We start from the raw sequence: 22,838 nt of genomic DNA on the forward strand, positions 1-22,838 counted from the left end.
AACAAAGTATTCACTCGTGAAGAGCCAAGTCAATCCGTCCTTCCGCGACGACACGTGCACCGAGGACTGGGAACGCGCGCTGATCAGCGGCAACGGCAGGCAGGGCGCGCTCTGCTACGGCTCCCCGGCCGCGTTGCGATTCACCCTCGCCCACGAGGACCTCTTCCAGCCGGTCACCGAGCCGCTTCCGGCGCCTCCCACCGCCGCCGCCCTGCCACGGCTGCGCGAGCTTCTCGACACCGGCCGCTTCGGGGACGCGGCGCGAGCCGTCTGCGACCTCGCCGTTCAAGATCATCCGGGGTACGCCGGGACGCGCTGGATCGACCCACTGATCGGCGCCGCCACGATCACGTTCACCCCCGACCGCCCCGGCGACGGCTGGAGCCGGGGCACCGACTTCACCACCGGCGTGGTCCGGCAGGAGTGGTCCGGGGTGGTGGCCGACGCGTTCGTCTCCCGGGCGGCGGACGTGCTGGCGGTGCGGGTCACCGGCGCCGGCGGGACGGTCCGGATCGCCCCGGTCGACGGGACGCCGGAGAGCCCCGTCGCGTTCACCGTCGACCACCGCGACGACGATCTGGTGCTCACCGGACGGTTCACCGGCGACCTGTGGGACGGGGCGCCGGACGGCTGGACCGTGGCGGTGCGCGTACGGCGTACCCCCGGATCGGTCTTGATCGTGGCCCGGGTGACGCCCGGCCTGCGCCCGCCCGCCGAGGCCCTCGCCGCGCTGCCCGAGGGCGGCTTCGGCGAACTGCTCGAGGAGCACGCCGAGATCCACCGTGACCTGTTCGGCCGGGTCCGTCTGGATCTGGGCGGGCATCCGGCGCAGCGGCTCTTCGACGCCGGCCGGTACGCGATCATCAGCAGCACCGGCGCCCGCCCGCCCACGCTCCAGGGCGTCTGGAGCGGTACCTGGTCGCCGCCGTGGCGCAGCGGCTGGACCATCGACGGCAATCTCCAGGCCGCCCTGCTGGCGGTCCACTCCACCGGCGTGCCCGAGTTGATGCCGCCGCTGTTCGACCTGCTCGACACGCTGCGCGACGACTTCCGGGAGAACGCGCGCCGTCTCTACGGCCTGCCCGGCCTGTACGCCCCCGCCCACCTCGGCACGCACGGCCGGCAGAACCATTTCGGGCCGGTCTGGTGCCTCACGTTCTGGACCGCCGGCGCCGCCTGGCTGGCCCGCCTCTACCTGGAGCACTGGCAGCACACCGGCGACCGCGAGTTCCTGGCCACCCGGGCGCTGCCGTTCCTGCGCGAGGTCGCCGAGTTCCATCTGGGGTTCGCCGAGATCGTCGACGGGCGGGCCCGGTTCAGCCCGTCCTACTCGCCGGAGAACGATCCCGGACACGGTCGTCATCAGGCGTCGGTGGACGCCACCCTGGACGTGCAGGCGGTGTCCGGCCTGCTCCGCGGCCTGCTGGCGATCACCGAGACGCTGGGCGTGCGGGATCCGGACGAGGGCCGGTGGCGCGGTCTGCTCGCCGCGCTGCCGCCGTACCGGGTCAACGACGCCGGGGAGCTGGCCGAATGGATCGATCCCCGTTTTCCGGACAACCACGAGCACCGGCACTGCAGCCACCTGTTCCCGTTCTTCTACGGCGGCGACCCTGCGTTCGAGGAGGATCCGGCGCTGCGCGCCGCCGCGGTGCGGGCCGTGCGGTCCCGGTTGCGGTGGTGGCTGAGCGAGGCCTCCGACGAGATGGGGTACGGGCTCGCGCTGCTCGGTGTCGCGGCGGCACACCTGGGGCTGGGCGAGGAGGCGTACGCGGCCCTGGAACGGATCTCGGAGGCGTACTGGCGGCCCAACCTGGTGCCCACCCACAACCGGGACCACATGTTCAACGTCGACCTGGCTGGCGGTCTCCCGGCGCTGGTGGTGGCGATGCTCCTGCGCAGCCGCGACGCCGGCCCGGACGGTGTGGCCCACATCGGCCTGCTCCCCGCGCTGCCGTCCGCCTGGCCGTCCGGCAGCGTTCGCGGCCTGGTCGCCCGCGGCCCGGTCACGGTCGACCTGACCTGGTCGCCCGCCGGCCTGGAAGCCGTCCTGACCTCGCCGGCCGACCGCACCGTCGAGCTCACCCACCCGAGCGGCTCGCTCGTCGTGCGGTTGTCCGCCGGGGCACCGGCCACAGTGCACCTTCCTTGATCAGGTTCGGCCGTTCGGGCGTTTGCAACGTGAGAACGGCTCCGTATCATCGTCGGATGCCGATCATCGGGATCGGACTGTCGATCGATAGGGAATCAACGTGAGCGTTTCCCGGCGCGGCCTCACCGCGCTCGCCATCACCGCCGCCGCCGTCGCGGCCGGAACGGCGATGGCGACCCCCGCGTACGCCGCCGGAGTCCACGGCACGGCGAAGGTATCCGGCGCCTCCGTGGTCTTCGTCTCCGCGACCGGCAAGGCCAACATGATCTTCTTCACCCGTTCCGGGCGGACCGTCACCATCGACAGCCGGGACGGCTGGGCGATCCGGGCGGGCGCCGGCTGCAAGGCCGTCAGTGGCGACAAGACCAAGGTCAGGTGCACCACCAAGAAGACCACGAAGTCACTCAAGGTCACCTTCAGCGCCAAGGACGACTACGTCTACAACCAGACCTCGCTGCCGCTGACCGCCTCCGGCGGCGCGGGCAGCGACCACCTGCAGAGCAAGGGCGCCGCCGACCTGTTGTCCGGCGGCGACGGCGACGACTTCCTGATGGGCGGCAACGGCGCGAACCGGCTGTACGGCGGGCCCGGCGCCGACCACCTGTCCGGCGGCTCCGGCGCCGACCGGTTGTGGGGCGGACCCGGCAACGACGGGCTGCAGGGCCTCGGCGGCAACGACGTCCTGTCCGACGAGTCCGGCTCGAACTACTTCGACGGCGGCCCCGGTAACGACATCCTCTTCGGCGGCTCCGGCCCCGACACCATGCGTGGCCGCGCCGGAAACGACACCGCCCACGGCGGGGCCGGTGTCGACCACCTGTTCGGCGACGAGGGTGACGACCGGCTCTACTCGACGCCGTCGAGCGCCGACTCGTTCCGCGAGCGCGTGTACGGCGGCGGCAACGTCACCGCGTCGCCGGGCGACATCTGCACGGCGGCGGAGACGGTGATCGGCTGCGAGACGCTCGTCTGACCCGGCGGCAGGTGCCGCTGTCCCGGTTCGGCCGGGACAGCGGCACGTGCCGTCTCAGCCCTTGACGGCGCCGATGATCACGCCCTTGGTGAAGTGGCGCTGGACGAACGGGTAGACGACCAGGGCCGGCAGGATCGTCACGACCACGACGGCCATCTTGATCGCCAGGCTGGGCGGCACCGACGAGCCGAGCCCCGGGATGGCGATCGCCGCTCCCGAGGTGGACGGCGAGTGCCCGGCCAGGATGAACTGCTGGAGCACCCGCTGGACCGGCTGGAGATCGTTGCGGTCGATGTAGAGGATCGCGTTGAAGAACGCGTTCCAGTAGCCGACGGCGTAGAACAGGCCGACCACGGCGGTGACCGCCTTGGAGAGCGGGAGCACGATCCGCCACAGGATGCGCAGTTCCCCGGCGCCGTCGATGCGGGCGCTGTCGTACAGCTCGCCGGGGATGCTCATGAAGAAGGCCCGCAGCACCACCAGGTTGAAGGCGCTGATCGCGGTGGGCAGGATCAGGGCGAGCAGGTTGTCCTTCAGGCCGAGGCCGGTGACGACCAGGTAGCTCGGGATCATGCCCGGGTAGATCAGGAACGTCAGCAGGAAGTAGAACAGGATCGACCGGTGCCCGAGGGTGCCGGGCCGGGACAGACCGTAGGCGGCGAAGATCGTGACGATCAGGCTGAGCGCCGTGCCGACGATCGTGACGAACGTGCTGACCAGGATCGCGTCGGTCACCTGCCCGCCGGAGAAGATCACCACGTACGCCGACGGGTTGAACTCACGCGGGATGAAGACGTAGCCGCCGGCCTCGTTGATCGTCTTCTCGGACGAGAGGCTGGTGATGACGACCGTCCAGAGCGGCACCAGCACGATCGCCAGCACCACGGCGATGACGGTGCCCTTGCCGAACTGGCCGACCAGCGTGGGCTTCTCCTCCCACGCCGGGCGGAGCGACTTGCGACGGGGCCGGATCGCGGTTTCTGCGCTCATGATTTCGAGTAGATCCCTTGCTCGCCGAACCTGTGTGCCAGCTTGTTGGCGCCCACGATCAGGAGGATCCCGATCAGCGCCTTGAACAGCCCGGCTGCCGCGCCGACGCCCCACTGCTGGACCGCGATGCCCTGGTAGTAGACGTAGGTGTCGACCACCTCGGCGGCTTCCCGCCCGACCATCTCCCGTTGCAGCACGAACTGCTCGAATCCCACGTTGAGCGCGTCACCCAGGCGCAGGATCAGCAGCAGGATGATGACCGACCGCAGACCGGGCAGGGTGATGTGCCACATCCGCCGCCACCGGTTGGCGCCGTCGGCCGCGGCCGCCTCGTACAGCGAGGTGTCGATGGCCGCGAGCGCCGCCAGGAAGACGATCATGCCCCAGCCGGCGTCCTTCCAGACCGCCTGCGAGGTGATCAGGAACATGAACGTGTCCGGGTTGGTCATCATGTCCGGCGGCGTGTAACCGGCCTGGCGCAGCGTCTGCGCGAGCAGGCCGGCGCCACCGATCATCATCTGGAACAGCGAGACCACCAGCACCCAGCTGAAGAAGTGCGGCAGGTAGACGACGCTCTGCACCAGCGACCGGACACGCGGCGACATGATGCTGTTCAGCAGGATCGCCAGGAAGATCGGGATCGGGAAGTAGAACACCAGCTGGAACGCGGTGATCGACAGGGTGTTGACCACCGAGTCCCAGAACGCCGGGTTCTTGAACAGGTACTCGAAGTTCCCGAACCCGATCCACTCGCTGTAGAGGAAGGCCTCGAACGGGTCGTCCCCGACGAACGGGTTGTAGTCCTGGAAGGCGATGACGTTGCCGAGCGCCGGAATGTAGTGGAAGACCAGCAGCAACAGCATCGCCGGGAGGCACATGAGCAGCAGCGGCCAGTCCCGCCGCAGCCGCTGCCCGAAGGACAGCCGCTGCTGCGAGACCGACTTGGCCCTCTTCTTCGCCCGCTTCGCCGCGACCTGCGACTCGGAGGCGACCGGTGGCGCGCTCATGCCGGCCGATTCGCTCACAAGCTCGCTCATCGCCCGTTGTCAGCCAGGACCTTGGCGTAGAAGTCGCGTCCGGCGTCCCCACCGGCGGCCCGCCACTCGGAGACGATCTTGTCGAGCTCGCTCACCGGGGTACGGCCACGCATGATGTCGGTGATCTTGTCCTCGGTCGGCTGCGCGAGGGCCGCCAGCTGGGTCGGCGTCTCCACCTTGATGCCGTCCCAGGGGTTCTTCTCCAGGTACTTCGTGGCGTCGTTGCCCCAGTTCACGAAGTCGGCAGCGTAGGTCGGGATGTCCGGGCCGCCGACCACGACCGGGGGACGCCCGCCGAGGAAGATGAACTGGTTCGCGAACTCCTTGACCCACAGGTCGTTGGTGACCGGGGTGCCACTGGCGTCCCGCTTGAAGTGGGTGCCCTCGACCCCGAAGTTCTGCAGCTCCCACTCCTTGGTGCCGAACGGCGCCGCGGTGTAGTTGAGCACGCGCAGCAGCTCCTGGGTGCGCTCCTGGCCCAGGCCCTTCTTGATGAAGGTCCAGATGATCCCCGAGCGGGTCTGCCAGCGGACCGGCGGAGTGCCCTTGTCCGCGCCGAACACCTTCACGGCCTGCATGTTGAACTTCGGGTTGACCTGGACGGCCGGGCGCCACGTCTCCTTCCAGGAGCCGCCGCCGGTGCCGTACATGAACATCTTGCCGCCCTTGAAGAGGGCCTGGGTGTCGCCGCCCTTGCTGGAGGCCACGTCCGGGTGGACCAGCTTCTCGGCGTAGATCTTGGCCATGAACTCGACGGCCCGCTTGTACTCCGGCAGCTCCATCCGGTGCACGACCTTGCCGTCGGCGGCCTTCAGCCAGCCGTTCTCCGAGCCGCCGGCGCCGCAGATCTGCTGCACCTCGAGCCAGATGTCGCCGAACGCCCATTCGCCCTTGTCGGCGTTGGTGAACTTCTTGCCGAACTCGTAGAGCTCGTCCAGCGTGGTGGGCGCCGCGATGCCGCGCTCGTCGGCGACGTCCTTGCGGTAGAACAGCACCGACGGGAACGGCGCGTCGGTCGGGAACGGCACACCCATCAGCTTGCCGCCCCACACCGAGTCCTGCCAGGCGCGGGTGTCCAGGCCGGCGAGCAGCGGGTAGGCGTTGACCTTGTCGCCCGCCAGGTACGGCGTGAGGTCCTCGAACAGGGCGTGCACACCGTCGCTGAACCGGGCCAGCTTGTTGATCTCCCAGCCCGGGATGCAGGTCAGGTCCGGCACGTCGCGGGCGCCCAGCATGGTGTTGAGCTTGTCGCCGTACGTGTTGCCGTCCTGGATGCTGAAGTTGATGGTGCCGCCCATGTCGGCGCCGACCGCCTCGACCAGCTTGTTGGCGGTCGGCGGCGCGGGGCCCCACCAGGGGGTGGTGGCGGTGACCGGCTTGCCGCTGGTGATCGCCTTGTCGGCGACCGCGTCGGCCAGCGAGGTCGGGTACTTCATGTAACCGTCGGCCATCGGCCGGATGCCCTTGACGTCCGGCGGGACCAGGGTGGACTCCTTGAAGGTGGGGACCACGCCGGCAGCCTGCTCGGCGGTGGTCGCCGAACCCTTCGCGCTCGGATCCTTGCTGCAGCCCGCGAGCGTCCCGCCGCCGGCCAGCGACGCCGCGCCGAGGCCGACCAGCCCCAGGAAGTTCCGCCTGTTCGTCGAGGCGCCCTCAAGTGATCTCCGCACGGCGCACCACCCTTCCGTTATGGGTTTAGTTTGGTTAGCGTCTAAACTAAGTACACCGAAGACAAGCTAACCGACGCGGTGTCCGCACGACAAGAACCAAATGGGAGCGCGCCCACGCGGCGGGCACCGATCAGGGGAGACGACGAACCGCGGTGATGCGGCAAGATGACCAGGCGGACAGCACGCGCCCGGCTGAGAGCGGAGCTTGATTTGACTTCCTCCCCGCCCTGATGGACGGGGATTCCCTTCGGCCTTGCGGCCGAACCGGCTTACGCCGGACGCCTCGCGGTGTGGGGTTCCTGCTTCACAGCCGACCGCAGAAGGGAGGACCCTTGCTGTCTGACATCAGCTCCACAGGCTTCGCCGGGGTTGTGCCCGGCTACGGCTTGTCCAGCCGCAAGGATGTTCTTGGCCGCGTTGACGTCCCGGTCGTGCCGGGTGCGGCAGGCGGGGCACGTCCAGTGCCGGGTGGCCAGGTCCAGCTTGGGCAGCAGGTGCCCACAGTTCGAGCAGATCTTCGAGCTGGGATACCAGCGATCGATGACGACCAGGGTCCGTCCGGCGCGGGCGGCCTTGTATTGCAGCATCGCGCGGAACTCGGCCCAGCCCGCGTCGGAGATCGACTTGTTCAGCCCGGCTTTCGCGGCGGCCCCGTTGGGGGCGTACGTGCCGTCACGGCGCGGGACGGGTTTCGGCCGGCGGGTCATGTTCGCGACGGCGAGGTCTTCGACCACGATGGTGTCGGCAGCATGGATCAGCATGGTGCTGGTCTTGTGCAGAAAGTCGCGGCGGGCGTTACGCACTTTGCGGTGCGCGACCGCCACCCGGATTCTCGCCTTGCGCCGGTTCGCCGAGCCTTTCTCGCAGCGGGCCAGCCTGCGCTGGTAGCGGGCCAGGTTACGGGCTTTGCGTTGCAGGTGGCGGGGGTTGGCGATCCGGTCACCGTCGCTGGTCACGGCGAAGTCGGTGAGGCCGAGGTCGATACCGATCTCGCGGCCGATCTGCGGCAGCGGGGCGGGCTGGTCGACGTCCATGGCGAAGCTGACGAACCAGCGGCCGTCGGATTCCCGGGAGACGATCACCATGGTCGGGTCCAGCGTGGCGAAGTCCACCTCGGGGAACGACCACGCGACCCGCAGACCGCCGCCGGTTTTCGCGACCCGCAGCTCGCCGTCCTTGATCCGGAACGCCGACCGGGTGTAGTGCGCCGTCTGGCGGCCGGTGCGGGACTTGAACCGCGGATAGCGGGCGCGTTTGGCGAAGAAGCCGGCGAACGCGGTGTGCTGGTGGCGCAGCGTCTGCTGCAACGGCACCGAGGACACCTCGGACAGGAACGCCAGCTCTTCGGTCTTCTTCCAGCCGGTCAGCGCCGCGTCGGTCTGCTGGTAGGTGGTGCGCTCGCCGCGCTGGGAGAACGCCGCCCGCCGGTCGGCGAGGGTCTTGTTCCAGACCAGGCGCACACACCCGAAGGTGCGGTTCAACACCGCAGCCTGTTCCGGGGTCGGGTAGGCCCGACACTTGTACGCCGTACGCATGTTCGACAGCTTACCGAGAGGATGTCATGAGTCAAGTGTACGCGGGTTTGCTTCCAGACTGCGTCCGCAGACCGTCCCGGCTGCGCCGGGCCGCTCCTGACGGAGCCGCCATTCCTCCCCGCCCTGAAGGACGGGGCATCCTGGCGGACTTCCGGTGAAGACCACCCGGGCCGACCCACAACCGGCCGACTTCACCGACGTACGCGCCACCAACCTGGCCGTGGTGTTGCGGCACCTGCGCGCCCACGGGCCGAGTTCGCGCGCTGCGATCGCCGCGTCGACCGGGCTCAACAAGGCCACCGTGTCCAGCCTGACCGGTGACCTGATCCAGCAGCGGCTGCTGCGCGAGACGGGCCTGAGCGGCAACCGCATCGGCCGTCCGGGGACGGCGCTGGCGCTCGACGGCTCGGCGTACGCGGCGATCGGCCTCCAGGTCGCCGCCGACCGGCTCACCGCGCTGGCCGTCGACTTCGCCGGCGACCAGCTGCTGCTCTGGCACCGGGCGTTCGACGGCGAGCCGGCCACCACCGGGGCGGGCCGCGCGGTCAGCGCGATCGCCGCGCTGGCCCAGCGCGCCGCGACCCGGGTGCGCCAGCAGGGCCGTCAGGTGCTCGGCCTGACCGTGGCGGTGCCCGGCCTGGTCGAGGCGGGCGGCACGGTCCGGCTGTCGCCGTCACTCGGCTGGTCCGACGTGGATCTGCGCGGTCTGCTCTCCGGCTCGCTGCGCCAGCCGGGGCTGGACGTCGCGGTGGCCAACCACGCCGGCCTGGCCGCGGTCGCCGAGTTGCGCTACGGCGGGCACCAGGTCGAGCTCGACCTCACCTATGTCACCGGAGCGGCCGGGGTCGAGGCCGGCATCGTGGTCGACGGCCGCCTGCTGCACGGCTCCCGCGGCTTCACCGGCCAGATCGGCCGTTTCGCGCTCGGCGCGGCCGGCTCGCCCACCCTCCAGGACCTGGCCGGCGTCGAGCCGCTGGTCCGGCGTGCGCTGCCCGGCTTCGACCCGGAGTCGCTGACCGACCTGGCCCCCGCCGTGGAACAGGTGGCCACGCTGGCCCGCTCCGGCGACCCGGCCACGCTGGCCGCCCTGGCCGACACCGGCCGCCATCTCGGGCAGGGTCTGGCGCTCGTGGCGAACCTGGTGAATCCCGAGGTCATCGTGCTCGGTGACCACTACGCGGCGCTGGCCGAGTGGCTGATCCCGGCGGCCGAGGCCGAACTGGCCCGCAACACTCTGGCGCCGGGCGCGGGCGGGGTCCGGCTGACCGCCTCCACTCTGGGCCTGCACGCCGCCGCCCTGGGTGGCGCGGTGTCCCATCTGGACCGGGTGGACACCGGCAGCCTGCCACCGAAGCCCTGATCCGATCCGCCCGGAAGCGGCCCCGGGCGGATCGGACGTAACAATCGATGACCAAACATGCCCCGCGCGCCTTGACCGAGGCGTAACTGTGGTGCGAGCCTCAGGGAACTCCGTCCGAAACATTCGCGAAACCACTCGCGGAGGCTTCTTTCGCCGCGCAGTCGAAGCGCTTCGACGACCGGCTTGGCCCGAAGGAACACGTTGTGACCGAATCCCCCTCTCGCATCGTCTTTCGCGACCCGCAGCAGAAGCTCGCCGCGCGGGTGTCCGACCTTCTGGGGCGGCTCGACCTGGCGGAGAAGATCGCCCTACTGCACCAGCACCAGGCCGCCGTGCCCCGGCTCGGCGTCGCCTCCTTCCGTACCGGGACCGAGGCGCTGCACGGCGTCGCCTGGCTCGGCGTGGCCACCGCCTTCCCCCAGGCGGTCGGTCTCGCCAGCAGCTGGAACCCGGACCTGCTGCGCCGCGTCGGCGCCGCCGTCGGCACCGAGGTCCGCGCCATGCACCACCGCGATCCGGAGAACGTCGGACTCAACGTCTGGGCGCCGGTGGTCAACCTGCTGCGCGACCCCCGCTGGGGACGCAACGAGGAGGGGTACGCCGAGGACCCCTGGCTCACCGGGGTGCTGAGCACCGCGTACTCGAACGGGCTGCGCGGCGACGACCCCCGCTGGCTGCGCACCGCCCCCACACTCAAGCATTTCCTGGCCTACAACAACGAGACCGACCGCTGCCTGACCTCCAGCAACCTGCCGCCACGGGTGCTGCACGAGTATGAACTGCCCGCCTTCCGCCCGGCCCTCGCCGCGGGCGCCGCGGTCGCCGTGATGGCCTCCTACAACCTCATCAACGGGCGGCCCACCCACCTCAGCCCGCTCATCAACGACGTGCTGCGCGGCTGGGCCGAGGACGACGTGATGGTCGTCGGCGACGCGTACGCGGTACAGAACCTCGCCGGCGACCAGAACCTGTTCGAGGACCATCCGGCCGGGTTCGCGGCCGCGCTGCGCTCCGGCATCGACTGCGTGACCGAACCCGGGCCGCTGTCCGAGGAGTCGTTCACCACGGCCCTGCGGCGGGGCCTGATCACCGAGTCCGATGTCGACGACGCGGTCCGGCACATCCTTTCGGTACGCGTACGGCTCGGCGAGTTCAACCCGGAGGAGGACCCGTACCGGGAGACCGGCCCCGAGGTGATCGACTGCCCGGAGCACCGCGCCCTGGCCCGGGAGGCGGCCCGCGCCTCGGTGGTGCTGCTCGCCAACGACGGGCTGCTCCCCCTCGACCCGGCGGCCACCGGACGGATCGCGGTGATCGGCCCACTCGGCGACACCACCCTCGACGACTGGTACAGCGGCACCCCGCCGTACCGCCGGACCCTGCGCGACGCCCTGGCCGAGCGGGCCGGCGCGGACGCCGTGGTCTTCCACGAGGGCGCCGACCGGGTGGCGCTGCGCTGCGCGGCCGGCCTGCTGTCGGCGGACCCGGAGGGCGGCCCGCTCCGGATCGGCGGCGACGAGGACACCGGCCTGTTCGACGTGCTCGACTGGGGCGAGGAGACGTTCTCGCTGCGCGCCGTCGTCAACGGCCGCAGCGTCGGCGCCGACGGGCTCGGCCCCGAACCGCACCTGCTGATCAACGACCGGCCCGGCCCGAACGGGTGGGAGGTCCGGGAGACGTTCCGCCTCGAGCCGGCCGGCGACGGTGTGGCGCTGTTCCACGTGCAGAGCGGACGGTACCTGCTGGCCGGCGAGGACGGTCTGGTCCGGACCGCCGCCGCCCGGGCTCAGGACGCCACCGTCTTCACCGTCGACCTGCTCGTCGACGGGGTCGCGGCGGCCGCCACGGTGGCCGCGGGGGCCGACGTGGTGGTGCTGGGGCTCGGCAACCATCCGCTGGTCGCCGGCCGGGAGACCGCCGACCGCCGGGACCTGGCCCTGCCCGGCACCCAGGACGATCTCCTGCGCGCCGTCCAGGCCGCCAACCCGCGGACGGTGCTGGCTTTGAGCAGCAGTTACCCGTACGCGATCGGTCATGCTCTTGATCTGTTGCCGGCGATCGTGTGGTCGGCGCACGGCGGCCAGGAACACGGGGCCGCCCTCGCCGACGTGCTCTTCGGCAGCGACCCGTCGGGCACCGTCGTCGACCCCGCCGGCCGGCTCACCCAGACCTGGTACACCGACGCCGGTGACCTGCCGGACCTGCTCGACTACGACATCATCGCCACCGACGCCACCTACCTCTACTACCGGGGCACGCCGCTGTTCCCGTTCGGGCACGGGCTGTCGTACACGTCGTTCCGCTACGAGAACCTGCGCGTCAGCGCTGCGGCGATCGGCCTGGAGGGCGAGGTGACGGTCACCGTCGACGTGGTCAACATCGGTCACCGCCCCGGTGTCGAGACGGTCCAGCTCTACACCCGGCAGCAGCGTTCCCGGGTCAAGCAGCCCCTGCGCCGCCTGCGCGGCCACCGGCAGGTGAGCCTGAAACCCGGCGAACGGTCCACGGTGGAGTTCACACTGCCCGCCGCCGAGCTGGCGTTCTGGGACGTGACCCGCTCCCGCTGGGTGATCGAGGAAGCCACCCACACCATCGCGGTGGGCCGGTCCAGCACCGACTGGCGCCTGACCACGACCCTGCGCGTCGACGGCGAACGCATCCCGGCCCGCTCACCCTTCTCGCCACTCCATCTGATCGACAACGATGGGTACGCGGAAACGACTCCCGTCGCGGTGCCGGACCACCCCGGCGAGGCCCTGCGTGGCGACCGCTCCGGCGCGTGGGCGGTCTTCGACCAGGTCGACTTCGGAGCCGGCGCCTCCCGGGTCCGCGCCGTCCTCTCCACTCCCGGCGAGATCGTCCTCCGCCTCGACGATCCGCTCTCCGGCCCGATCCTGGCCACCCTCGGCACGCCTGCCGCGACCCCGGTCCCCCCGGCCACCGGCGTCCACGACCTGTTCGTCCTCTACTCGACCCCGGACACCACGGTCACCACCATCACCTTCGACCGCTGACCCGTCGACGCGGGTGTGTCGGTTCCACAGACGGCAACACGCTTTGGTCGATCTCGCCCGGCCGGTCGTGGGCGCTGTCTCCGAGCACCCGGGACAACACCACGACCAGCCAGGACCACACAACTGGCGCTGAGCGCTGCCCCGGAGCACCCCAGACAGCGCCCACAACCAGCCAGGACCACACAACTGGCGCTGAGCGCTGCCCCGGAGCACCCCAGACAGCGCCCACAACCAGCCAGGACCACTCGGCTGGCGCTGAGCGCTGACCCTGCTGGCCAATTCGCCCGCCCCGCCCACCCGCCTGCACGCCCGCCGGGCGGGCGGGCGGGCGAGGGCGCACAGCGCACCGACGGTGCGCCCCGAGCACCGTTGTGACACTCGTGAGCGACTGCGCAGGGCCCTGCGTGGTCGCCGAATCGCTCGGCCCCGTCTGCCCGCCGGGCGGGCACACACAGCGCACCGACGGTACGCCCCGCCGCCCCGGACCCCGGCACCCCGGCACCCTGTCGTCCGGCGGTCGGAGGACCGGCGTGCAGGGCGATGTGTGCTCGGAGAACACGACACCCGTAGCGGGTGTGAGAACACCCGTTGCGGGTGTCACGTCTGCCGAACACAGACAGCCGAAATCCGTGTCCCGCCTCCCCGGACGGGGACTCGTCCCCGCGTCCGCTGCCAGCCGGTGAACGTGGCGGTGGTTCCGAGTGGCGGCTGGCCGATGCCACGCGCTGGAGTCCAGGGGACACCGTCAGCAGCGATCGCCGAGGAGCCATCACCAGCCGGCCGGGTCGCTTCGCCGGCCTTGCCCAGCGACGAGCACACCGTCCACGCAACGCCGTCCACATGCGCAACCACCGCAACGGACGGATCTTCACCGGTCGCCGGTCGCCGATCACCGGTCGCCGATCACCGGTCGCCGTCGCCGTCGCCGTCGCCGTCGCCGGTCATCGAATCCCTGATCCAGGTCCGGTTTCCGCTACCCGGCACCCGCGTCGTGCGGCCTGGCAAAGCGGGGCCGGACCGGACATGCGCTGGTAGCGAGCCTCTATTGATAAGCCGGCAGGGTCAGGGCTGCCTCAACGCGCGTGAGACAGCCCTGACCCTGCCGGCAGAATCGCTCGCCCTCGCCCCGCCCGCGCCGGCCAGGTGGGCGCGCCCAGCGCACCGATCGTGTGCCCGGACCACCGCTACGACACCCGTGAACGACCACGCAGAGCCCTATGTGCACGCCGGCCGGCACGGACGGAGCGGGAAGGGCACGGAGAACAATTGGCCATCAGCATCAGCGCTGCCTCGGAGTGCTCCGAATACCGGTTCTCGTCGACTCCCACATTCACATTCTTCTCTAACGCCGGCCGGCGGCCGGCGTTTTCGGCGCCGGGCGGCACGACGGTGGCCCGACCATCGCGCCGCCCGGCGGTCTCTCACCCGGCGAGCGTTCCGTTCACCGCGGTTCCGGTACGGGTGACCTGGTACGTGACGGTCTCCCCGCTCCAGAAGTAGAACCTCAGGTCCACGGTGGCGCCGTCGGTGACCTCGGCGAAGAAGTCCGGGGTCAGCTTGATCACGCCGGCCGTGTGGTCGGGCGAGAAGGCCCGGTCGAACTCCTTGTACGGCGTCCAGCCGTGCGGGCCGGCGTTGCTGCCGTCCGCGTAGGTGGCCGTCATGGTGGCGAGCCGGTCACCGTGGAACGTGGTGGGGATCGCGAACGCCGTCGTCTCCCCCGTCGCCGCGGCCAGTCGCGGGGTGTCGAAGCTGACCACGTCGAGTCGCCACGGGACACCGCGGGAGAACCGCAGGGACAGCGACGCCTTCACCCCGTACCCCTCGGTCCTGGTCAGTCGCTGGAGCAACCCGGCGGTGAGGGTGAGCTGGTCGCCGGAGACCTGGTAGTCGGGGCCGCGGCGCAGTGTGGTCTCGCCGAGCCGGACGTGGGTGAAGCCGAGGCCGTTGAGGTTGAGGGTGACGGTCTGCGCCGTGACCGGCGCGGAGCGCCGCACGAACACCAGGTCGCTCGCCGCGGTGCCGGATCGGGTGCGCCAGCTCGACGAGATCTGGCCGAACAACTCGGCGTCGCGCCACACCCCGGCCGTACGGTCGAAGTGCTGGCCGTTGTCCCAGAGCATCGTGGTGACCCCGGAGACGCGGGCCTGCTGTCCGAAGAGCTCGAAGAACTTGAGTTTCTCGCCCTGTTCGATGGTGCCGGTGTGGCGGTCGAAGCCGAGCAGGCCGTATTCGCCGAGGATGACCGGGATGCCCTTGCTGATCAGGCTGTCGCGGAGCCGTTGGAAGGTGCCGAGCAGATCCTGCTGCGCGGTCGCGTCGAAGCGGTAGCCGCCGGCCACGTTGACGCTGAACGGCCAGTATCCGTAGTAGTGCACGGTGGCGATCAGGTTCGGGTCGTTCAGCGCGGTGAACTCGGCGGCCAGCGCGTCGAGGCGGCCCTGATCGGCGTTGGTGTGCAGGGTCGGCAGGACCAGGAAACGCTCGGCGTTGCCGCCGCCGGTGCCGCGCACGATCCGGTGGAAGGACGTGTTCAGCTCGGCGAGCAGCGCGTAGTTCTCGGCGTCGCCGGAGCTGCCCCAGAACTGCGGCTCGTTGACGCTCTCCAGGACCAGCTTCGGCGAGGCGTCCCGGAAGGCGCCGGCCACCTGCGTCCAGATCGCGTTGTAGCGGGCCAGCACGTTGTCGTGGTCGGTGGGCATGGTGGCGATCCACTGCCACGAGTCGTGATGAATATTGATCATCACGTAGAAGCCCTCGTCGAGCGCCCAGCCCACCACCTCCCGTACGCGGTCCAGGTAGGCGGGATCGATGGTGTAGTCCGGCGCCGGGCCCTGGTGCCGGCCCCAGGTGACCGGGACGCGGATGCTCTTGAAGCCCTGAGCGCGGATGTTCTTCAGCAGCTCACGGGTGACGCGCGGGTTGCCCCACGAGGTTTCGTCGGCTCCGGTGGCGTCGAGGGTGTTGCCGAGGTTCCAGCCGGGCTGCATGGCTTTCGTGATCGTGGCCGCGGTGGGCGCCGCCTGAGCAGGGCTCGCCCACGTCATCCCGCCGAGGATCAGGACGAGCGCGAGCAGCCTGCCGAGTAGTCGCGTCATGACGCTCCTAGCTTCTTGGCTTCGTAGCGAGGACGGCGGGAGGGTTGGGAGCGCTCCCGCTCTGATCTCGGCAGACTATGTATGGACTCCAAACTATGTCAATCGATGCGCGCACATGACTGCGGACCACCCGGGGCGAGCGGGGGATGCGCTCCTCGCCCAGCGGTGGCCCGCAGACTCGCCGGAGACGCCCCGCCGCGTCGTCGAAGGGGGTCCCGGTGGCAAGGCGTCAACAAGACGCCAATCGCACGGAGGCTAGTACTCGGTGTATTCCACAGAAAGGACGACTCACGGAATCATGCACTTTCATCTACCGATTACCGCGGCTTCCGCAAGAAATGCCAACCAGAACTCCAGCGGGGCTGCCCAGCGCTGCTACCTGCAACTTTTGCAAGTTGCACATGATCATTCAATAACATCCCTCCAATCTGGAATTGGCACGTTGAATCTTCGGCAACGCATTGTCGTGACCCTATTGCTCTTCGTACTCTGACGGTCAACTGCAATCGACCTTCGTAAGTACGATGCAGCGGGCCGGCTGTCACGGGGCCCGGAGGGAGCAGCCATGCTTGTCAAAGTGCTCGACCAGATCACCGACGACGACATGCACAAAGCCGCCTGGGAGCTCTACGAGCGCGCTCTCGGTGAGATGCGGTCGTTGGCAGTGCAGCGTCACCTCATGTACCAGTCGGAGTTCGACGACGTCATGTCGGACCCAAGAGTGGAGAAATACGTCTGCTTCGACGAAGAGGGCAACCTCTGCGGCCTCGCAACGTTCAGCAACGATCTCTACGCGATGCCGCTGATCTCCCCGGAGTACTTCGAACGGCAGTGGCCGGAGCTGTACCGGCAACGCCGAATCTGGTACGCCGGGTTCGTCGCGGTTGATCGCGCTTCCCGCTCATCCCGGACACTGCTGGAGCTCATGGAGGCGATGTTCAACACCGCCGCCGCTCAGAACGGCATCATCGCCCTCGACTTCTGCCGGTACAACGACGTCAAGCGCAACATGGGCCGCGCCACCGAGCGGATTCTGAACCGGTTCGCGGGCGGCACGATGCGTGCCAAACGCATGGACGAGGAGCAGTTCTGGGCTTATGAGTTCCCAGCGGCCGCATGATCCGGTCACCTCGGTCAAGCCATAGGCTCCCTCCACATCGCCCAGAGCGGCGGTCCGTCGGGTAGCTCGATCACGGACCGGACCTGGTATCCGTGCCGGAGGTAGAGGTCACGGTTCCGGGAGTCATTCGCCTCCAGGTAGGCGGGTATCCCGGCTCGATCCAACCTGGCGTGGTGCCGGTCGAGCAGGGCGCTACCGACGCCCCGGTTCTGCCGACTCGGCCGCACGGCCAGGAAGGCAAGATAGTGGTGCGGCTCCAGCGGATGGTCGGCGTCGAGCGCGGCGTCCAGTTGGTGAACCCGGTCGGTCGCCTCCTCCGCGGCCTCCTTCACCCGCCGGTCATAGTCGGCCGGCGGAGGGATCATCGAGGTCAGCGGGAACCAGAGAGCGACGCCGTCCATCCGCCCGGTCTCGTCGGCGGTGCCGTACACCTCGCCGTACTGCACCGCGTGTTCGACGAAGATCTCGAAGTAGCGGGGGGCGTTTCTGCGGCGTGCCATCGGATCCGGGTGGAGCCAACGCGCGACTGGACCGTCCCACATGGCGTCCGCCACGAGCTCGGTGATCTCTGCGGTGTCCAGCGGTGAAACGTGCCGGACCACGAGTTCCTGAATGGCATAGGTCATGACCGTTTCCCTACCTGATCGACTGCATGTGACTGTTGCCGCCGGCGAGCGCGTGGGAGTGCGGCCGGTTGAGGTCCGGTAGATCGAGAACGGACCGTCCAGCGCCACCGCGCCCGATCATGGCGTAGGAGTGCGGGCGCCACCGGCGCATCATCAGTGCCCAGAAGATTCCGAGCACCGCGCAGATGAGATAGGCGACCGGGAAGATCCACCGGAACGGCGACCCCTCGGGCACCTGCAGGATGTCCCCCAGTCCGATGACGGTGGCATCGAGGACGACGCTGAGGAGGAAGAACGCGAGGATCGGCGCGACCATCGAGCGCCAGACGTTCTCCCGGCCCGGATTTCGCAGGAAGAACGCGACCACCGCCGCCGATGCGCTCCACATCAGGATCAGCACACCGAGCCCGCCGACCGTGGTCAGCCAGGCGAACAGGTACACCAGCGGATCCGCCCCGAGGAACGAGTAGAGGATGATCACGCCGAGCGCGAGGATGCTCTGCGCGACCGAGCCGACCACCGGCGCACCGGTCCGCGGATGCGTGTATCCCCACATGCTCGGTAGCACTCCTTCCCGGCCGAGAGCGAACTGGTAGCGCGCTACCGCGGCATGGAAGGCGAGCAGCGCCGCGAAGATGCTGGTCATGAAGAGCAGATAGCCGATGCTGACCAGAATCTCCGGCACGTGTGGCGCCACCAGTGTGAAGACCAGGTCGGTCTTCTCCTCCTGGGCGACCGCCACGATGCGCCCCGGTCCGGTGCTGACCGACATGGCCCAGGCAGAGGCGCCGAGGAGCAGGCCGGCCACGATCACTGAGAAGTGGGTGGCCCGGGCCACCGTCCGTTTCGGGTCCTTCGCCTCCTCGGAGAGAACCACGGTTGCTTCGAAGCCGACGAATCCAGCGATGGCCAGCACCATCATGGCCGCCACCTCGGGGGTGAGCAGCTGGACCGGATCGAGGGTGGCGAAGCTGACCTCACCGCCGGCCGGGTTGGCCACCATGATCAGGTCGTAGACCAGAACCACGGCGATCTCTGCGGCGAGCAGCACGCCGAGGACCTTGCCGCTGAGATCGACCCAGAGGATGCCGAGCACCGCGACGAGCGCCCATGCGACCAGGGCGCAGACCACCCAGGACGCTTGCAGGCCGAACGCCTCCAGCACCCCTGAGGCAACCACGCCGAAGAGCCCGAATAGACCGATCTGCATCATGGCGTAGGCGGGTAGAGCCACGAATGCCGCGGACACTCCCAGCTCACGCCCGAAACCGTGGCTGATGTAGGAGTAGAAGGCCCCGGAGTTCACGATGTGCCGGCTCATCGCCACGAAACCGACCGTGAAGATCGACAGGATCGCCGCCACCACCAGGTAGACCACCGGAGCCGCCGTCTGCCCGATCACCGCGTAGACCGTCGAGATACCACCGATGACCACGGTCAGCGGAGCCGCGCCCGCCACACCGAAGAAGACGACCGAAGGCACACCAAGCCGGTTACTGGCGAGCGCACGCGAGATCAGGTCCGGTTCGGATGCCCGTCTGCGTTCCATCAACACCCGTTCGGCCCACATGTCGGCGTTGTCACGCCGGCGTTGATGGCGGCCGGCCGGACTCACCGCCGGCCGACCGTGAGGGCGGAGCCCACCGAGGACTCGGTGCACTCCACGATCTCGCGGAGATCGCTGGGGAGAGAAGCGATCATGCTCGGCAAGGCGTGATAGATGTGCGGGTAGTTCTCGAAGCCGTACATGACATGGCGGGTGAGTCCGGTCGCCACCACGAGGCCGACCAGCATGCGGTCGGGGAGGTTGAGATCCAGCCCGCGGACCAGCATGTTGGCGACCCGCGTCGAGGCCCAGGCCGCGGCGTTGCGCTGGCGGGCGGTGTTGGGCATGTAGAGGGTTTGCGTACTGCCGAGCATCCGGCGCCGAGTCACGAGCTCGACCGCACCGACCCGCATGAGCCGCTCCGCCACGCGCAGCCCGGCGTCTTGTGAGAGGAAAGCGAGCCAGGTGCGCATGTCACGGTATTGTGGCTGAGCATTGAGCAGGTCCAGAATGTCGTGATTCAGCGCGTCTCGAGGCGGTCGCCGGTCCAGCACGAGCAGATCCCCGTCATTGACGCCGATGCGGCCTTCGAGCACCAGCTCCGCCAGTAAAGCGGCAGCCAGCCCCAGGCCGGTCGCGCGAGGATGCAGGCGCGATCGCCCCGTTCGATCCTCGTGTGCGATCAGGTAATACTGGTCAGCCAACACTCCGCCCACGCCCCTTAGACGCAAGTTCCAATGATCTTTTACCTATGTAGGAAACAAGACAGAACTCGATGTCCGGAGCATCATGTACCCAACACCAAGGTCAATACAAGAAGTACTAGACTTCTTATTCAGGCCCCGCTGCCGAGGCCCTCTTTATTGATCTTTCGATTAAAGCGATCATGAATGGGTTACTGGATCGTGAGGAAGCGGTCGTAATATCGACTCCATCAGGACCGTAGGGAGTCCCAGGTGTCCGATATCGAGGGTCCGACGCTGCGTCGCCGCCGGCTGGGGGCGGAGCTGAAACGATGCCGGGAGGCCGCGGGCCTCACTCAGCAGGATGTGTCGCGCCACTTCGAGTGGCATTCGGCCAAGGTGACCCGCATCGAGACCGCCCGGGTGGCGGTCACTCCGCGGGACGTGCGTGACCTGCTCACTCTCTACAACGTGCGCGATCAGGACTATCGCGAGGCGCTGGTGGAGCTGGCCCGGCAGTCGCGGGAGCGGACCTGGTGGACCGACTACCGGGACATCATGCGGCCGGGGAACTTCGTGGGCCTGGAGGCCGCGGCCTCGGCGATGCGGGCCTGGGAGCCGGTGCTCGTGCCCGGTCTGCTGCAGACTCCCGCGTACATGCGGTCACTGATGAGAAGCGGACGCCCGACCGATCCCGAGGAGCACATCGACCGGCGGATCACGCTGCGGCTCACCCGTCAGGGGCGGTTGACCAGCGAGCGTCCGCTGGAGTTGTCGGCGTTCATGGATGAGGGCGTCCTGCACCGGATGATCGGCGGCGCCGAGGTCATGGAGGAGCAGCTCCGCCATTTAATCGAGATAGCTAAATTGCCGAATGTTTTCCTGCAGATACTGCCCTTCAGCGCTGGTGGGCACCCGTTCCTGAGCGGGCCGGCGGCGTTATTGGAGTTCCGGGAGACCACCCATTTGGATGTTGTTTATATGGAAGGTCTTGCGGGAGACTTGTACGAGGAACAACCAGACATGGTTGACTGGTATCGGCAGGAGTTCGAGCGATTGAGCGTCATGGCGCTCGACCATCGCACGACCATCAAGATGATCGAGAGTCTGCTCGTCGCTTAGCACTCCCGACGAACGATCACATCGAAGGGAGGTGCTTGAGTTGCTTGCGCACCAAATCGACGGGGCCGTCTGGAAGAAGGGCAGCCGTAGTAACGGTACCGGCGGCAGCAACTGCGTCGAGGTCGCATTCCTCGACGGGGGAATTGCCGTCCGTGACAGCAAGGACCGGATGGGACCGGCCCTCATGTTCACACCAGCGGAGTGGACCGCCTTCGTGGACTCTGCCAAGGACGGCGAATTCGACATCGTTTCGTGAGAGCCTACCGATAGGTGCGTGGCGATGGAAGACCTGCGCCAAGGTCGACTTTCGCGATCTGCACCTTGAGGGATGCCGCGGCGACCCGCCCTCGCGGGCGCCGCGGCATCGGCGCAGCCCTGCCACTTTCCGTGGCAGGGCCATCACTATTCTCGGAGCATTCCGCGGGCAATTCCGAAGGATTCTCCGATTGATGATGAAGATCGGCCAGAATCGCTGACACCGGGTTGATCGCACACCACCGAGCGTGAGCGGCGGATCAGGCCGCCTGCGCGAACGCCGAACGCCGCCACTGCCCGGCCCGCTCCGGGGCGGCCACGGCGGCACGGGCCGTGGCGTTCGCGGCCTCCCGCACCAGGCTGTCCCGGCTCCGGCGGGCCAACTGGACGTCGTGCCAGGCCGCCCGCTCGGCCGCCACCGCCTCCCGGTAGACCCGCGCCAGATGCGCCGCCGACGCCCGGGACACCGCCACCTCCTGCTCCACCGGGTGCAGCCAGGCGTCCCAGCCGCCACCACCGGTCAGCGCGTCCACCACGGCGGTGGCCGGCAACTCGCCCCGGTCGGCCGCGGTGCGGACGGCGTCGTGCAGGAATCGCTCGCGGCACGCGTACTCCGAAGGGCTTTGCGGGGTCCAGGGCGCGCCGAAGGCCGCCGTCGCCCGGCAGCGGGTCCAGCGCGCGTCGGCGGCCTGCCACGCCGCGAAGGCCGCGTCCATCCGGTCGGCGGCCGTCTGCCAGTGCCCCTGCCAGCGGTCGACCGCCTCGCCGGCCTGTGTCGCCGCCACCCGCACCTCCCCGGCGAACCGGACCGCGTGCGCCACCTCGGCCGCCCGCCGTGCCCGCCGCGCTTCCCGGCGCTGCCGCCACCCGCACACGAACGCGGCCGTCTCCACCAGCACGAATCCCGGATTGCGCACCCCGTCGGGACTGGCCAGGACGATCAGAGCGGGCAGGGCGAGCAGCATCAGGACGGCCCAGACGGCGATCGGGGCGGGCTCGGCCAGCAGCATTTCGGCAAGGAGGTTCACAGGGTTCCGTTCGGTTCGGCGTACGGCGGGCGGGCAAGAAGGGTCAGGGGGCATCCGGGCAGGTGGCGTGACGGCGGTGATCTGGCCGGAAACGATCAAAGGACGGTGGAGCGCACGGCGAGCCGTCCGCCGAGGCGTACACCGCGGGCCGCGAGAGGACGCGGGGCACTGATCGCGGAGATCAATCGCCGGGAAGGTGGACCGGCCGACGGCCGCCGCGTCTCAGATCGCGGGAGGGGCGCGCGGGCCGAAGATCCCGGCGGCGTGCTGCGTGGCCAGCGTGCCGGTCCGGTCCGGCAGGCGGCGGGCCGGGCATCCTTCAGCGGTACGCCGTACGAGCCCCGCCTCGGCGCAAGAGGCGTCTACGTCTGAGGGCGACGCGAACCCGGTCCCCGCGCTCGGATGCGCGTCGGGGGCTTGACCGGCGGCGGAGTCGAGGTCCGCACCGATACCGGTCGCCGGAGCCGGCGGGGCGGTGTGAACCGCGTGGTGGGATGAGGCGCCCGCGAACCCGCCGGCCCCGAGGCCGACCGCCGCGACGAGCGTGAGCAACAGCGGCAGCAGGAAGGACGACAGCCGGCGCAGCGCGCCGCGACCCATCGTCTCCATGCCCAGAAAAGTACCTGGAT

17 protein-coding genes are annotated in these 22,838 nt (G+C 69.3%); 7 read left to right on the top strand and 10 right to left on the bottom strand.

Annotated features, from left to right (window positions below; all coding sequences use genetic code 11):
* Nucleotides 1-16: 16 nt before the first annotated feature.
* Nucleotides 17-2,152 (top strand): glycoside hydrolase N-terminal domain-containing protein, encoded by a 2,136-nt coding sequence (locus AB0I88_RS03325; RefSeq protein WP_361017751.1) that lies wholly within the window; start codon nt 17-19, stop codon nt 2,150-2,152.
* Nucleotides 2,153-2,252: 100 nt separating this feature from the next.
* Nucleotides 2,253-3,125: a calcium-binding protein gene (locus tag AB0I88_RS03330; protein WP_361017752.1), complete on the top strand. Its 873-nt coding sequence runs from the start codon at nt 2,253-2,255 to the stop codon at nt 3,123-3,125.
* Between the two features lie 54 nt (nt 3,126-3,179).
* Here AB0I88_RS03330 and AB0I88_RS03335 read toward each other — a convergent pair whose 3' ends face one another.
* The 4 genes from AB0I88_RS03335 to AB0I88_RS03350 form a co-directional block, all read right to left on the bottom strand.
* Complete coding sequence (locus tag AB0I88_RS03335; RefSeq protein ID WP_361017754.1) at nt 3,180-4,115, bottom strand: carbohydrate ABC transporter permease; 936 nt, start codon at nt 4,113-4,115, stop codon at nt 3,180-3,182.
* Entirely contained in the window at nt 4,112-5,152 is a 1,041-nt protein-coding gene (locus AB0I88_RS03340; protein WP_361017756.1) for an ABC transporter permease subunit, read from the bottom strand. Before AB0I88_RS03340 ends, AB0I88_RS03335 begins: the two co-directional genes overlap by 4 nt.
* Nucleotides 5,149-6,822 carry an extracellular solute-binding protein gene (locus AB0I88_RS03345; RefSeq protein WP_361017758.1) on the bottom strand — a complete coding sequence of 558 codons (1,674 nt, stop codon included), beginning with the start codon at nt 6,820-6,822 and terminating at the stop codon, nt 5,149-5,151. Before AB0I88_RS03345 ends, AB0I88_RS03340 begins: the two co-directional genes overlap by 4 nt.
* 269 nt (nt 6,823-7,091) lie before the next feature.
* Nucleotides 7,092-8,357 (bottom strand): RNA-guided endonuclease TnpB family protein, encoded by a 1,266-nt coding sequence (locus AB0I88_RS03350; RefSeq protein ID WP_361017760.1) that lies wholly within the window; start codon nt 8,355-8,357, stop codon nt 7,092-7,094.
* Between the two features lie 154 nt (nt 8,358-8,511).
* Between AB0I88_RS03350 and AB0I88_RS03355 the strand changes: the two genes are divergently transcribed.
* Nucleotides 8,512-9,717: an ROK family transcriptional regulator gene (locus AB0I88_RS03355; RefSeq protein ID WP_361017762.1), complete on the top strand. Its 1,206-nt coding sequence runs from the start codon at nt 8,512-8,514 to the stop codon at nt 9,715-9,717.
* A gap of 203 nt (nt 9,718-9,920) precedes the next feature.
* Nucleotides 9,921-12,731: a glycoside hydrolase family 3 C-terminal domain-containing protein gene (locus AB0I88_RS03360; protein ID WP_361017764.1), complete on the top strand. Its 2,811-nt coding sequence runs from the start codon at nt 9,921-9,923 to the stop codon at nt 12,729-12,731.
* Between the two features lie 1,421 nt (nt 12,732-14,152).
* Here AB0I88_RS03360 and AB0I88_RS03365 read toward each other — a convergent pair.
* Complete coding sequence (locus tag AB0I88_RS03365) at nt 14,153-15,829, bottom strand: cellulase family glycosylhydrolase (protein ID WP_361017766.1); 1,677 nt, start codon at nt 15,827-15,829, stop codon at nt 14,153-14,155.
* 565 nt (nt 15,830-16,394) lie between these two features.
* Here AB0I88_RS03365 and AB0I88_RS03370 point away from each other — a divergent pair.
* Nucleotides 16,395-16,949 (top strand): hypothetical protein, encoded by a 555-nt coding sequence (locus tag AB0I88_RS03370; RefSeq protein ID WP_361017768.1) that lies wholly within the window; start codon nt 16,395-16,397, stop codon nt 16,947-16,949.
* 14 nt (nt 16,950-16,963) lie between these two features.
* On the opposite strand, the gene AB0I88_RS03375 is transcribed toward AB0I88_RS03370, so the two are convergent.
* The 3 genes from AB0I88_RS03375 to AB0I88_RS03385 all read right to left on the bottom strand — a co-directional run bounded on the left by AB0I88_RS03375 (nt 16,964) and on the right by AB0I88_RS03385 (nt 19,828).
* Complete coding sequence (locus AB0I88_RS03375; protein WP_361017770.1) at nt 16,964-17,575, bottom strand: GNAT family N-acetyltransferase; 612 nt, start codon at nt 17,573-17,575, stop codon at nt 16,964-16,966.
* A gap of 10 nt (nt 17,576-17,585) precedes the next feature.
* The gene (locus AB0I88_RS03380) at nt 17,586-19,058 is read right to left on the bottom strand and encodes an APC family permease (protein WP_361017772.1); all 1,473 of its coding nucleotides are present in this window, start codon (nt 19,056-19,058) and stop codon (nt 17,586-17,588) included.
* A 128-nt stretch (nt 19,059-19,186) separates the two neighbouring features.
* Nucleotides 19,187-19,828 carry a GPP34 family phosphoprotein gene (locus AB0I88_RS03385; protein WP_361017774.1) on the bottom strand — a complete coding sequence of 214 codons (642 nt, stop codon included), beginning with the start codon at nt 19,826-19,828 and terminating at the stop codon, nt 19,187-19,189.
* A gap of 249 nt (nt 19,829-20,077) precedes the next feature.
* Here AB0I88_RS03385 and AB0I88_RS03390 point away from each other — a divergent pair, with 249 nt between their 5' ends.
* The gene (locus AB0I88_RS03390) at nt 20,078-20,926 is read left to right on the top strand and encodes a helix-turn-helix transcriptional regulator (RefSeq protein WP_361017776.1); all 849 of its coding nucleotides are present in this window, start codon (nt 20,078-20,080) and stop codon (nt 20,924-20,926) included.
* 40 nt (nt 20,927-20,966) lie between these two features.
* A complete protein-coding gene (locus AB0I88_RS03395) occupies nt 20,967-21,182 on the top strand; it encodes a DUF397 domain-containing protein (RefSeq protein ID WP_361017980.1) in 216 nt (71 codons plus the stop codon).
* Nucleotides 21,183-21,441: 259 nt separating this feature from the next.
* On the opposite strand, the gene AB0I88_RS03400 is transcribed toward AB0I88_RS03395, so the two are convergent.
* Both AB0I88_RS03400 and AB0I88_RS03405 read right to left on the bottom strand, forming a co-directional pair.
* Nucleotides 21,442-22,209, bottom strand: coding sequence for a hypothetical protein (locus AB0I88_RS03400; RefSeq protein ID WP_361017778.1), 768 nt, complete (start codon nt 22,207-22,209; stop codon nt 21,442-21,444).
* A gap of 222 nt (nt 22,210-22,431) precedes the next feature.
* Nucleotides 22,432-22,818, bottom strand: coding sequence for a hypothetical protein (locus AB0I88_RS03405; protein WP_361017780.1), 387 nt, complete (start codon nt 22,816-22,818; stop codon nt 22,432-22,434).
* Nucleotides 22,819-22,838: the final 20 nt, after the last annotated feature.

Source organism: Actinoplanes sp. NPDC049802, assembly GCF_040656595.1.
GTDB lineage: Bacteria > Actinomycetota > Actinomycetes > Mycobacteriales > Micromonosporaceae > Actinoplanes.